Origin of the sequence: Candidatus Cryosericum septentrionale (genome assembly GCF_003570995.1) — a bacterium.
GTDB lineage: Bacteria > Caldisericota > Caldisericia > Cryosericales > Cryosericaceae > Cryosericum > Cryosericum septentrionale.
In genome coordinates this window covers 25,521-37,673 of sequence record NZ_QXIY01000030.1, presented here as the reverse complement: position 1 = coordinate 37,673, position 12,153 = coordinate 25,521, and the positions used below count along the sequence as shown (strand labels likewise).

At 61.4% G+C, this 12,153-nt stretch carries 12 protein-coding genes; 6 read left to right on the top strand and 6 right to left on the bottom strand.

What is annotated here, in order from left to right; translation table 11 throughout:
* Window position 1: 1 nt before the first annotated feature.
* A complete protein-coding gene (locus SMC1_RS06595) occupies window positions 2–793 on the top strand; it encodes an ABC transporter ATP-binding protein (protein ID WP_119085985.1) in 792 nt (263 codons plus the stop codon).
* Window positions 790–1,803 (top strand): FecCD family ABC transporter permease, encoded by a 1,014-nt coding sequence (locus SMC1_RS06590; protein ID WP_119085984.1) that lies wholly within the window; start codon window positions 790–792, stop codon window positions 1,801–1,803. The genes SMC1_RS06595 and SMC1_RS06590 overlap by 4 nt, the downstream gene beginning before the upstream one ends.
* Here SMC1_RS06590 and SMC1_RS06585 read toward each other — a convergent pair.
* From SMC1_RS06585 to SMC1_RS06565, 5 genes are all read right to left on the bottom strand, one after another.
* Window positions 1,800–2,324 (bottom strand): AAA family ATPase, encoded by a 525-nt coding sequence (locus SMC1_RS06585; protein ID WP_119085983.1) that lies wholly within the window; start codon window positions 2,322–2,324, stop codon window positions 1,800–1,802. The two genes, SMC1_RS06590 and SMC1_RS06585, sit on opposite strands and share 4 nt — an antisense overlap.
* A gap of 91 nt (window positions 2,325–2,415) precedes the next feature.
* On the bottom strand, window positions 2,416–2,754 hold the full coding sequence (locus SMC1_RS06580) for a type II toxin-antitoxin system death-on-curing family toxin (protein WP_165849285.1): 339 nt from the start codon (window positions 2,752–2,754) through the stop codon (window positions 2,416–2,418).
* Window positions 2,755–2,776: 22 nt separating this feature from the next.
* Window positions 2,777–3,274 carry a virulence RhuM family protein gene (locus SMC1_RS06575; protein WP_207799341.1) on the bottom strand — a complete coding sequence of 166 codons (498 nt, stop codon included), beginning with the start codon at window positions 3,272–3,274 and terminating at the stop codon, window positions 2,777–2,779.
* Window positions 3,261–4,472, bottom strand: coding sequence for a DNA-processing protein DprA (locus SMC1_RS06570; protein WP_119085981.1), 1,212 nt, complete (start codon window positions 4,470–4,472; stop codon window positions 3,261–3,263). The genes SMC1_RS06575 and SMC1_RS06570 overlap by 14 nt, the downstream gene beginning before the upstream one ends.
* Window positions 4,469–6,541, bottom strand: a complete 2,073-nt coding sequence (locus SMC1_RS06565; protein WP_119086088.1) for a RecQ family ATP-dependent DNA helicase — start codon at window positions 6,539–6,541, stop codon at window positions 4,469–4,471. The genes SMC1_RS06570 and SMC1_RS06565 overlap by 4 nt, the downstream gene beginning before the upstream one ends.
* A 334-nt stretch (window positions 6,542–6,875) precedes the next feature.
* Between SMC1_RS06565 and SMC1_RS06560 the strand changes: the two genes are divergently transcribed.
* The 4 genes from SMC1_RS06560 to SMC1_RS06545 all read left to right on the top strand — a co-directional run bounded on the left by SMC1_RS06560 (window position 6,876) and on the right by SMC1_RS06545 (window position 9,377).
* The gene (locus SMC1_RS06560) at window positions 6,876–7,946 is read left to right on the top strand and encodes a lipocalin-like domain-containing protein (protein ID WP_119085980.1); all 1,071 of its coding nucleotides are present in this window, start codon (window positions 6,876–6,878) and stop codon (window positions 7,944–7,946) included.
* Window positions 7,947–8,046: 100 nt separating this feature from the next.
* The gene (locus SMC1_RS06555; RefSeq protein WP_165849284.1) at window positions 8,047–8,349 is read left to right on the top strand and encodes an ArsR/SmtB family transcription factor; all 303 of its coding nucleotides are present in this window, start codon (window positions 8,047–8,049) and stop codon (window positions 8,347–8,349) included.
* Window positions 8,342–9,244 carry a cation diffusion facilitator family transporter gene (locus SMC1_RS06550; protein ID WP_165849283.1) on the top strand — a complete coding sequence of 301 codons (903 nt, stop codon included), beginning with the start codon at window positions 8,342–8,344 and terminating at the stop codon, window positions 9,242–9,244. Before SMC1_RS06555 ends, SMC1_RS06550 begins: the two co-directional genes overlap by 8 nt.
* Complete coding sequence (locus SMC1_RS06545; protein WP_119085977.1) at window positions 9,198–9,377, top strand: stalk domain-containing protein; 180 nt, start codon at window positions 9,198–9,200, stop codon at window positions 9,375–9,377. Before SMC1_RS06550 ends, SMC1_RS06545 begins: the two co-directional genes overlap by 47 nt.
* Before the next feature lie 101 nt (window positions 9,378–9,478).
* On the opposite strand, the gene SMC1_RS06540 is transcribed toward SMC1_RS06545, so the two are convergent.
* Window positions 9,479–12,094, bottom strand: a complete 2,616-nt coding sequence (locus SMC1_RS06540) for a PAS domain S-box protein (protein WP_207799339.1) — start codon at window positions 12,092–12,094, stop codon at window positions 9,479–9,481.
* Between the last annotated feature and the right edge of the window lie 59 nt (window positions 12,095–12,153).

Below are 12,153 nucleotides of genomic sequence, written 5' to 3'. Positions count from 1 at the left end.
CATGGAACAAGCCCGTCCGTCGGTCGTTGACATCCAGAGCCTGGGCTTCGCCTACGGCGAGGCCATGATCCTCCACGATCTCACCATGGCTGTGGGTCCCCACGAGGTCTTCGCCATCGTGGGACCGAACGCGGCTGGCAAGACGACGCTCCTTCGATGTGTTGAGCGGGTCCTGAGCCCCCGAACTGGGACGATCCGCATCGACGGGCGCGACCTGAAGTCACTGTCTGCACGCGACGTGAGCAGGCGTGTGGCTTCCGTTCCACAGTCTCATACCCCTGCGTTCCCGTATACCGTCCAGGACATTGTGCTGATGGGACGCAATCCGCATCTGAGCGCTGCCTCTCAGCCCGGTCCGCATGACGTGGCGGTGGCACAGGAGGCCATGGACGAACTCGGCATACGTGCGATCGGCGCCCGTCCCTACACCCAGCTCTCCGGTGGACAGCTTCAAATGGTCCTGCTTGCCCGCGCGCTGGCGCAGGAGACACAGGTCCTGCTGCTGGACGAGCCGACGGCCCACCTGGACTTCCGGAACCAGCACCTGGTCTTGAGCAGGATACGCGATCTTGCCGTCCGCCGTGGGCTGACGGTCATCATGACCGTCCATGACCCAAACGATGCCATGCAGTACGCCGACCGGGTGGGGCTTGTGAGTGATGGGGTGCTGGTCGCCCTCGGGACTCCACAAGAGGTCCTGACGGCAGATAACCTGGGACAGCTCTATGGCATGCCCATCGAGGTCCTGACTGATGGCACACGGCACGTGATTGTCGCGGGGATCGGTTCATGAAGCGTGGGCGGTTTCTGCCGACCCTGCTCCTCATGTGGGTGGGCGTGCTGGTGGTGCTCCTTGCGTCGCTTTGCCTGGGCCGCTATTCCATCGCCCCGCAAACAGTCCTGCGGGCGCTGGTCTCCCGGTTTGTACCAATCATCCGCACATGGGATCCGACCGTCGAGACGGTGGTCTGGCAGGTGCGCCTTCCCCGTGCGCTGGCGGCTGCGCTGGTCGGTGCCGCGCTTTCCTCTGGCGGAGCAGTCTTCCAGGGGCTGTTTCACAACCCGCTGGTCTCGCCGTATGTTCTGGGTGTCTCCTCGGGTGCAGGGTTCGGGGCAGCAGTCGCTATCCTGCTGGGCGCAAGCGCAGCAGTCACACAAGCCTCAGCCTTTGCGACAGGAGCTGTGGCGGTGTCGTTGACATGGCTGATCGCCAGGTCCGGACGTGACCGGTCGCACGTGACCCTGGTGCTCGCGGGCTTCGTCGTCGGCAGCCTGTTCTCGTCGCTGGTGGCGGGCGCGCAATATGTGGCTGACCCGTCGACGAAGTTGCCTCAGATCGTCTTCTGGCTGATGGGTTCGCTTGCGTCTGTACAGTGGGCAGACCTCCTCAGGGCCGTCGTCGTGATCGTGCCCTGTTTGGTGGTCATCACGGTGCTGCGCTGGAAGCTCAATATCCTTTCCATGGGCGACGACGAGGCGCGGTCGCTGGGCGAAAACCCAGCGGCGATGAGGGTTGTCCTCATCGGATTGACGACCATGACCACCGCTGTCAGCGTGGCGCTCTCCGGTGTCATCGGGTGGGTGGGGCTGGTCGTGCCGCATCTGGCACGCGGCATCGTCGGGCCGGATTCCCGCAGGCTCATCCCGGCTTCCATCGCCCTGGGGGCAATTTACATGATGATCATCGACGATGTGGCGCGTAGCCTGACGATGGCGGAGATCCCGCTGGGCATCCTGACCGGGATCGTTGGTGCGCCCGTCTTCGCGCTGTTGTTGCGCCGGAGCCGATCGGACTGGGACTAGGGCGCCTGCTGCAGCTGTTTCACGACCATGGACAACGCTTTTCTGCGCTCGACTTCATCCCCGTCGACGATTCGAACCGGGACTTCTGTCCCCGTGCGCCATTCCTGCATCTCCTGCCACGTGGCGGTCACCTTCTCTTCTCGAACCGGGACTGTCCGCGTTGCCCGATGCTCATTCGCTAGGCACTCCTCCAAGGACAGCAACAGGACGACGACGCTCACGTCGGAAGCCGGCGTCTCCTGAAGGGGGCCGAGCTGATCCGGCAGGACGGTCGCGTCGACGATGACGCAGCTGCCCGCCAGGGCGAGGTCGTGCGCGAGGGCCAGCTGGTGGAGCAGGATCACGGTGTACAATTCAGCCTCGTTGCCCATCCATCTGTTGCAGTCCTGCGCCAGCAGCTCATGGAACAGGTCGTCCACATGCAGGAGGACCGAGCCCGCAAGTGCTTGGTGGACCTCAGCCGCGAACGTTGACTTGCCGGCCGCACGCGGACCAGTGATAAGGATGACATGTGAGCTCATGCAATCAGTCTACGAGACGGAGGCTGCTGTGCAACGGTCGCTGCGACTGCTGCCCGTCGCCACTCTCTGTCATTCCCGCGCATGCGGGAATCTATCCTTGCGTCACGGCGCTGATGCGCTTGTTCCCATCAAAGAACGCATGGTTCTTGACCACAAAGTACAGCAGGTTAGCAGCCTTTGCCTCGACGCCTGGATACAGGTCGGCCCCGCCCCAGGTCTGCATCACCGCGCTCAGCGCGCTCTGAAGACTGTTGTCTTTCTCGCGTCCAAACAGCTCCGAACTGCCAAAGCGTCCGCGCAGATGCTCCACGATGCGGATCGCCTCGTCGTAGCTGAGGGCATGGATGACCGTGGAACCGGCACCAGGAGCCGCTACACGCTGATAGTCGTAGTCGTCCAGCAGGTCGAGCGCAAAGCTGTACTCGCCCACGACACGCAACAGTGCTATCGCCTCATCCCGTGAGATCCCGCCGACTGGCCAGGTCGGCAACCAGGCGGATAGCCTGATTGAGCTCCTGCAGGCGCTGCTCGTTGACTAAGTAGCCTTTGATGAGGCGGTCGCGCAGCACGTTTGTGGTCCAGATGCGGAACTGCGTGGCCACGCGGGACATCACGCGGTAACCCACGGAGATGATGGCGTCGAGGTTATAATACTCGAGGTTCCGGCTGACCTGGCGGGTGCCTTCCTGGCGAACCGTTAAGAAATCCTTAAGGGTTGCTTCAACGCTCAACTCACCTTCTTCGTAGATGTTGCGCAAGTGCATGCTGATATTGGGCACCGTGGTCTGGAACAGTTCCGCGATGGATGGTTGTGTCAGCCAGACGGTTTCCTTCTCGAGTCGGACATCAAGTTTCATGGTACCGTCGGGCGCCGTGCACAAGACGATGCCGTCGCCGCAGAAGTCAGGAAGTGCCCCCAGTCCTTTATTACTGCTATCAGTCATCGGCATGGTCAGCCTCTCCCTCTTCTCCGTCAGTCTTACCCTCGGTTTTCTTGTGTGCCGTCGCCGCACGTTTTTTCGGGGTTATCGCCTCCGGCGTGGAGTCGAACAGCGTCGGCTCGGCAATGATCCCTGCCGGCTTCGCGGGTCTGGCACGACGCTTTGTCGGGGCGGGTTTGGTCTGCATTGCGATTGGTGGTTCCGCCATCGATTGATGCGCGTGAGTGGGCACCACTTCCTCGTTGTGAGTGGTTGTGGTTGGATCCTGCTCCAGTCTCAGAGTGCGAACCAGTTCTGCAGGGTTGCTGGGGTTCGGCCATGGCAATGCACCCATGTTCTGCAGTTCCTGGATTCCTTTTCCGATGTCGCCACATGAGCGGACAAACACCGGCACCAACCTCAACTTCGTCAGTTGTTCCACCGCACCGGCCCACGTCCCGCCTTTCTGATAGTCGGAACTGATGACCAGTGCTGCATCGGCCAGAGCGTAGATCAGCTTGTTGCGCTGCATGGCGTTGCCCACATTGAACCCGGCCATCGGATCGTAGGGCGACACGAGGACCAGCCTGCCCTCCATGAGTGGGGAGCGATACTCGCGGTAGAGGGCTGCCTGTTCCAGACTGTCTGCAAACATGCCAACAGCCGTTCCACCGGCTTCCAGAGCACCGCGCATGGACGCCTGGTCGATCCCGCGCGCTCCGCCCGATACAACTGTTTGCTGTGCATGAGCTGCCAGTTGTCCGATGTGCTCTGTGTACGTCTGCAGTGCCGGGGTCGCGTTGCGGCTACCGACCACAGCCAATCCACCTGTCTCCAGGATCGTGGCGTCTCCGCAGCCATACAGCACCGCCGGCGCATTGTCCTTCAACCGTTCCTTGAGCCGCTGCGGGTATGACGTATCCGCGCTCGTGACAACCCAGATGGCGCGGGCCTGCCAGCGGTCGACCGCTTGGCTCAGCAGGAAGCCTCGGCCAAGCAGCTGTCTCAGGCGGTCACCGTCCACGATTTCCTGGCATTGTCTAATCAGGCTATCCGCATCAACAGTGAGAAGATCGCCGGGACCTCTCTGCACCTCGTGCAGGAAGACCGCAAGACACCCATACTCACCCAGCGTCAATAGGTCGGCCGATAGCTCCATGCGCCCCGCCATCAAGGGTGCCGTAAGCAGCAGGATCGCTTGGCCGTCTGGCGACAGTGTTGTACTCATCCTTTGGGTCCTATGGATGCGAGTGCCACTGGGTAGACGTCGCCACTGCCATGGGACCGCAGCAGCCACGCTGCGACGGTCATGGTCCAGCGCGAATCGACCGTGTCATCCACCAGCAGCACGGGCCCTTCGGGCAACGTCGCCGTGAGTTCAAACGATCCATCGAGGTTGTGGGCTTGCTGCATGCTGTTCTGCATTGTTTGCTGCGGAGGCCGGTCGATGCTCTTGCGAATCACAGCTCGAAACGGTAGTTCCAGCCGGTGTGCCAGGCGCTCGGCAACATCCTGTACCAGCGCCGGGTCGCGCAGGGACGGTATGCAGGTGACCCAGGTGAGCCCAGGTTGTGGGTTCCATTCCTGAACCATCGACGCGCACGCCGTGACCAGATCATCTGCAACATGGTGGTCCTGGCATTTGCCTTGGCGCACCAGATCGCCCCAGCCGGCGTCACCCCATGTGCAGAGTGCCTTCCCCGGTTCTGCCTGGAGCTCGCGGGGAATGTTGCCCTTGAGGCCGTATAGAGGCATGCTGTCCAGTGGCCATTGTCTGCGGGGCTCGATGGGCAGACTGGTCCGGCGAAGAAACGCCACGGCTTCCCGCACCAGGAGCTGGTCGACAGTTGCAGGCAGATCTGGCAGGTCAGGAGCACAACAATCGCCGGGATCCCCGTCAAGGGCACGGATGAGGAAGGCCATGTGTCCGGTGTGCAGATCCACATATTTCTGCATCTGTCCCTGTTCAGCGTGCCGTAGGTCGGTCAGGCGCTGCGCCCGCTGCCAGAACGTTTCGCTCAGGTTGGTCGTCGTCAGCTGCCACCTGGTACCCTGCTTGACGATGGGTGCGGGTGACTCCAGAGCCAGCAGGTCGATGGTCTTCTCGATGCGACCTTTGGCGACGTTGACACTGGCCATGAGGCCGGGCAGCGAGAGTCCCTGAGGACTGCGTTCCAGTGCCCTCACGATCTGTTGTACTTCGTCGCGTGTCGGAAAGGCGGTCTTGATAAAGTACTCGTTGATGTCGTTCTCCTCGGTGCCACTCAGCAGAATGCCATAGGCTGCATCCAGTGCGCGCCCTGCGCGGCCCACCTGCTGGTAGTAGGCCACGACCGACCCCGGGGTCTGGTAGTGAATGACAAAGCCCAGGTCTGGCTTGTCAAAGCCCATGCCCAATGCCGTGGTTGCCACCAGCGCCTTCACCCGGTTGTCCAGCAATGTGTGTTCGAGTTCAGGCCGGCCGCTGCCGCTGTCGCCAGTATACGCCATTGCATGCACTCCGTGCAGTGTGAGCCATTCGGCTACCTGGACGGCGTCCCGTACCGTCAGCGTATAGATGATGCCGCTGCCAGGCATGGTCGGTATCTGCTTGGCCAACCAGGCCAGGCGTTCAGCCTGGCTGGCCAGACGGATGGCCTGAAGTTTGAGCGATGGCCTGTTCAGTTCCCCCCGAGACACGTTGAGGTTGGGTCCCAGCACGGTCTGGAGGTCCTGTATCACGCGGTTGTTGGCGGTTGCCGTCGTTGCAAGCAGGCGCATGTTGGAAGGCAGAGCCTCGATGGTGTGCTGCAGCAGACGGTAGTGTGGCCTGAAGTCATGGCCCCAGTCCGAGATGCAGTGCGCCTCGTCAATCACTAGCAGAGAGATTTTTGCAGCGATGTGGGCAAGGATCTCTGTGCGAAAGTGCTCGTTGGCCAGCCGCTCTGGTGAGATGAGCAGAATGTCCACCTCGTCGTGCTGCACAGCAGCTTCGATACTATTCCAGGAATCTGGATTGTCAGAATTGATCGTCTTAGCCCGCACACCCATGCGTTCAGCGGCGGCTATCTGGTTTCGCATCAACGCGAGCAAGGGAGAGACCAGCAGGACAGGTCCTTGATGCACCTCGCGCAGTAGTCTGGTGGCGATGAAGTAGACGAAGCTCTTGCCCCAGCCGGTCTTCTGCACCACGAGATACCGACCAGGTTGTTCGACGATGGAGCGGATGGCCTCTTCCTGTCCCTTGCGGAACTGCGCGTCTGCCAGACCAGTCCCGACGCGCAGAAGTTGCAACGACCATTCATGGGAATAGGTGATCATAAATTCTCCTCGGTATCGGAGTCCGCGTCGACAGCATCGTCGCTCTGGTCCACGGTGTCAGGATCGTAGTCCAGTTGACCTCTCCGTTCCCCATTGACGCCCCTTGCCCCTTCCTCGACGGCTCCTTTCGGGACTCATTGAATACTTTAGCAGGATTCGGTCAGCGAGACAACCGCCGAGGGCAGCCTTGCGCCGACTAAGTGTCGCTCCCTATGCTATGGTTTGAGCCATCCTCGGAGCCACCAGCCTACCACAGCGGGAAGCCATTTCTTGTCGCACTTGAGCGAGTCACAGGATCCGGCGATACTGTGGCCATGAGAGGCGACTACAGATGACCTTCAGGGGAATCCTCAAGGGAGCGCTGACCCAATTGCCCATCGAACTTTATGAGCTGATGGTCCGGGGCGCGTCACGCCGCCCGCTTCCTCCCGTCGACTTCACCAGCAGGGACCACTTTCCTCACCGGGGCGCGCGCATCGAGTGGTGGTATTTCACCAGCGTTCTGACGACACCAAAGAGGAAAGCTCCCGTTGGACTCGAAGTGACGTTTTTCAGGGTGAAAACGCTGGTCGACAGTGTGATCGTCCACGCGGCTGTCACCGACGTCGAGGGCCAGAGGTTCTCCTCTACCGGTATGGTCCTGCCTGTGCACATCCCCTTCACCTCCGACGCTCAAACGGTGATTGCGCTCTTCGGCAACCAGATTGGGTTCAACGAGGAGAGCAACAGTCTCGTCATCGACGCACGCTTGAGGGGTCTGCGGGTGCACTGCTCTTGTGCCATCCGGAACCTCATGGCACAAGGAGGGGGCGGTATCCAGGAGATGCAGAACAGTCCGGGCGATGCCTCCTACTATTTCACGCTGCCCAACATGAAGACCGAGGGCACGATCGTCCTGAACGGCGAGAGTCTGCCCGTCACCGGGCTGACGTGGCATGACCACCAGTGGGGCAACTTCAACGCGGTCAAGATGAAGTGGGACTGGTTCTCGCTTCGATTCGACTCCGACGACCTCTACGTCATGCTGTTCAACTTTGACCGGTGGGGCACGACGTATGGAGCCGGGAACATATACCGGCATGGGCAAACGATGCGCGTCGAACGGTTCCAGGTGCGGGCGTCGGATGTCTGCATGGCTCGGAACGGTGTCACGTACCCCGTCGACTGGGAGATACGGATCTTCGACAGCCCCGACGCACCTACGCCCTTCATGACTGCGCACGTGAGGGCGATGCTCAAGGGGCAGTACCTGTCGTCGTTGATCACGCCAGACTACTGGGAGGGCCTGTGCACCATTCACGGCGAAATCATGACCCCGGTCGAGCTGGACGGCACCCGCTTCCTGGACAAAAAGGTACTGGACGGCTTCGCTTACGTGGAGCTGACGGGATACGAACGGTAGGACTCCTCACGCGGTGATGCAAGGATGGATCCCCGCCTTCGCGGGAATGACAGAATGGACCTCTTGACACATGATGGTATTATCATATGATACAGCCATCATGAAAACCAACACGACACTTGACGCATTGACGTCCTTCTACAAGCTGCTGGCAAACGAATCCCGGCTGTCCATCCTGCTTGCCCTCCGCGACGGTGAGGACAACGTTGCCGGCATCTGTGGTCGCACGGCCCTGAGCCAGACGCTCGTCTCGCACCAGCTGGCCGTCCTGCACCGCAGCGATGTCGTCCGTTCCCGCAAGGACGGACGGCGCACGTTCTACGCCTTGGCGGACAAACACATCGACATCATCGTCGGGTTCGCGCTGGACCACCTTGCAGAAAAGGAACTGCATCATGAGTGACCACCACGACCACGAGCTGCCCACTGGGCGCAACCTGCTTATCTCCATCCTGATGAACGTCGTCATCACTGTCTCGGAGGTGGTCGGCGGTCTCGTCTCCGGCTCGCTCGCGCTGCTTGCCGACGCATTCCACAATGCGACAGACACCCTGGCCGGTGTCCTGGCGCTGTGGACGCTGCGCCTGGGGCGGCGCGCTCATGACGAACAGTACACGTTCGGGTATCGCCGCGCCGAGATCCTGTCCGCGGGCATCAACGCCGGGGCCATGGTCGTCATCGCGTTCGTCCTGTTCCGCGAGGCATACGAACGGTTCCTGCATCCGGTTCCCATCAAGGGCGGCATCATGCTGGCCGTTGCCCTGGTCGGGCTGGTGGCCAACCTCATGTCGGTCCTTCTGCTCCACCGCTCCGCCGGTGAAAGCCTCAATATCCGCGGTGCCTACCTGCACCTGCTTTCGGACACGCTCTCGTCGGTTGGCGTTGTTGTGGGCGGTGTCGTCGTCACGCTGTGGCACGTGACGTGGGTGGACCCGCTGGTCACGGTTCTGGTGGCAGCCTGGGTTCTGAAGGAGGCGTTCTCGGTCGTCCGCGAGGCAGGTGGCATCCTCATGGAGCGGGCCCCGGAAGGGCTGGAGCTGGCGCGGCTGGACGCCGACATCCGTGCGCTGCCGCACGTCAAGGACCTGCACCATGTCCATGTCTGGCAGCTCAGCGATACTGAGACGATGTTCGAGGGGCACGTCAACGTGGACAACATCTCGGTCTGCGACACCGGGCCGGTGCGAGAGCAGATCCAGGAACTGCTGCACGACAAGTACGGCGTCACGCACGCCACCCTGCAGTTCGAGTATGAGTCCTGCAAGGGAGCTGGGCTCATCGTACACAGCAGAGACTAGTAGGGGACGGTTCGACCCGGCTGACGTCCGCGTGGTGCCGGTCATCCTCCACGGGAGGACGATGCTGTCCGCCCGGTTTGTCGCCGAGCAGCTGGGATGCGCGGTCAGCTACGACGCGAAGACGAGGGTGTAATCGTCACTTCTCCGAAGACCTGAGCCACCCTGCAGGTGGAGTACAAGGCCCACAAAAACATGGGCCTGCTACGGAAGGCTAACGTCCAGGAGAGGTTTCGGTCAGTCGGGACTGTTTAACTGCGCGTCGGCCTGAAACAGGAGGTCGTCTAGGAGAGCTGGTCTCATGGCATCCACCGGCATGACCACGACGTGCGCCACCAGCTCGGGTTTGCCGGTCGGCCGCTGGGCATTGAGAGTTGCGACAGATTCCTGCAGGCGTTGTGCAAGGAGATCAAGGCAAGTGTTGTCTGTCTGGATAGCCAGGACGCCGAATCGAGCCGTGCCAATACGCCCGATGGTGTCAGAGCCCCGGAATGTCTGACGAAGGACGCCCGCGAAGTCGGCGAGCATATGAGGTTCCGGGGGTCCCGCATCGGCCCCGCTGACGATTTCTGTGACGACCAGCGCCGCGTTGATGTGTCCTCGATGTGCCATCTTGAGCTGCTGGCTGGCGATGGCGGAAAAACCGGAAGCACTGTACAGGCCGGTCAGCTTGTCGTTCAGCACGGTTTGTTCGTCCAGCCCATGTGATGTCAACTCACGACTCACCCCGAAGATGGCAGGCTTGCCGCCCCACGTAGTGCGAACGACCCGCGTCTCGATCTGGATGAGCTCGTCTTCGTGGCTCACGAGGGAGAGGGTATAGATGCTGGCCTTGCCCGCGATCATGTCGGCCAGAATGCAAGCGGTCTCTGCTCGTCGGTCCGGCGGGCAGAGGTCCAGCACCGATGTGCCGCACAATTCGTCTGGTTTCCGCCCCAGCCTTTCTGCTGCTGCGGTGTTGATCCTGGCGATCGTTCCGTCCTCTTGCAGTATGAACACAAGATGTGGCATGGCCTCGAACAGCGTCTTGAACTCCTGTAGGCTGACTCGCGCAGATTCGTCGGCGCGGAGGCGGACGACGGCTTCGCCAATGGTGCGGCCGATCGACATCAGCAGTTCGGTTTGCAGTTCCGCGTTATGGCTGTGGGTGCTGGCGAGGTTCAGGGCGCCGACGACGGTGTCGCCTGCCCCGATGGGGATGGAGATCAATGAAACGACGCCGTACTGCTGGGTAATGTCGGGTGGTAGCTGGTCGAGTTTGGTGAACGCCGTGGGTTTTCCTTCGCGGAGGACGGTGCGATAGGGCTGTTCGTCCATGGGAAGGGAGCGGACCCGTTCGATGAGTTCTCTGCCAAGGCCTGTCGTGCAGGCGAGCGCGGCGTGGTCCCCGTCGATGATGTAGATGCCGCCGCCCTCAAATGGTGTAGCCTCGAGAGCGATGGTCAGCGCCGCGGGCAGGAACTCCTCCATCAACCGCGCCCTGCCTGCTGCCTCAATGATGTGATAGAGGGCGTCCGCCCGCCTCCGGTCGGCTGCAAGCGCCTCAGCCGCCCTCCGCGATGCGGTGATGTCCTGACTGGTGGTGAACAGCGCAAGGCTACCGTTCCAGGAGCCACGCGTCACAAGGGTGTTGACGGGGATCTGCGTGCCATCTGCGGCCACAAGTGTTTGTGTGCTACTCGTCCTCGTGCCATTGATCATGTCGCCCAGGATGATGCGCGACAACTCGCGCTCTTCCTGTGGGTGCAGGTCGTTGATGTCCGTTCCGCCCAGCTCTGTGGGTGTCCGTCCCAGCCGACGGGCTCCCTGCTCTCCGACAGCCAGGATCTTGCCGTCCCGGCCGACGACAAAGAAGAATCCCTGCACAGAGTTGAAGAACGCTTGCAGGTTCGCCCTGTTATCCTGCAGTGCTGCCATCGTCTGGATGCGGTCCATACCGATAGTGATTTCGCGGGCGATGGTCGCCAGCGCCTCCTCCCAGTTCTCCTCGGGTTTCGGTGGCACACGCCATGCCATGTTGAGCGAACCGACGACGCTTCCCAGGCTGACAAGGGGCACGACGGCAAGTGCCAGGGGTTGGTCATCAGGACGGCCCGAAGATCCTAGGTTGTGCCAGGTGTTGCTGAAGAAGGGCTCGGCAGTCCGGTACACCCGGGAGAATGGTTCTTCGTCCGAGGGGACGGACGTGGCTTGCTCCTGCACTGCTTGAGAGTCTCCCTGTGCGGACACCAGGTGTGCCGTTTTCCCGTCGGGGGTCAGCATATAGACGCCACCGCGGTCGTAGTCGAACAGTTCATGTGCCGTAGTGAGGACGTCTGCAAGGAACGAACCGACAGAAGTGGCTGTGGCCGCTGCCTCGAGAATGCGCTGAAACAGACGGAACCGGCGGTTTTCCAGAGCGAGCGCGAGTTCGAGGCGCCGCTGACTGGTGACATCACGAGCCTGGCCGAGGACACCGGTCAGAAGGCCGTCAACATCATGCAGCGCGGTCTTCTTCGTATTGTAGTACTTCAGGTTGCCTTCCTGATCCACCGCGCTGAACTCGTGCTCGCACACGCCGTCATGGATGGCGACCTGATCGTCGGCGAGGTACATCTCGGCTTTATCACGGGATTGAACCTCGAAATCAGTCTTGCCGATAACGTCTTGTGTCTGTCCCGGGTCGGCGCGCAGGTAGGCTTTATTGACAGCAACATAGCGACCCTGAGTATCCTTGATCCACATCGGGTCGGGGGAGGACTCCAGGAACTCCTGCCACTGGTGCGCAGCGAATCTTACGGCATCGACTGGCTCGGCGCACGCAGAGAAGTCGTCGTGCTTTCCTTCCAGGTGCTTGTCCGATCGCTCCTCCACGAGGACCTCCTGTTGCAGAGTCATGACACATAGCGTGGTGCTAGCCAAGTATACGTTGA

Coding starts and splice junctions, on each gene's coding strand:
- SMC1_RS06550 (WP_165849283.1), top strand. CDS start 8,342: ATGAGTGACCACCACGACCACGAGCTGCCCACTGGGCGCAACCTGCTT.
- SMC1_RS06585 (WP_119085983.1), bottom strand. CDS start 2,324: ATGAGCTCACATGTCATCCTTATCACTGGTCCGCGTGCGGCCGGCAAG.
- SMC1_RS06595 (WP_119085985.1), top strand. CDS start 2: ATGGAACAAGCCCGTCCGTCGGTCGTTGACATCCAGAGCCTGGGCTTC.
- SMC1_RS06570 (WP_119085981.1), bottom strand. CDS start 4,472: ATGAGTACAACACTGTCGCCAGACGGCCAAGCGATCCTGCTGCTTACG.
- SMC1_RS06560 (WP_119085980.1), top strand. CDS start 6,876: ATGACCTTCAGGGGAATCCTCAAGGGAGCGCTGACCCAATTGCCCATC.
- SMC1_RS06555 (WP_165849284.1), top strand. CDS start 8,047: ATGAAAACCAACACGACACTTGACGCATTGACGTCCTTCTACAAGCTG.
- SMC1_RS06590 (WP_119085984.1), top strand. CDS start 790: ATGAAGCGTGGGCGGTTTCTGCCGACCCTGCTCCTCATGTGGGTGGGC.
- SMC1_RS06545 (WP_119085977.1), top strand. CDS start 9,198: ATGAGTCCTGCAAGGGAGCTGGGCTCATCGTACACAGCAGAGACTAGT.
- SMC1_RS06575 (WP_207799341.1), bottom strand. CDS start 3,274: ATGCCGATGACTGATAGCAGTAATAAAGGACTGGGGGCACTTCCTGAC.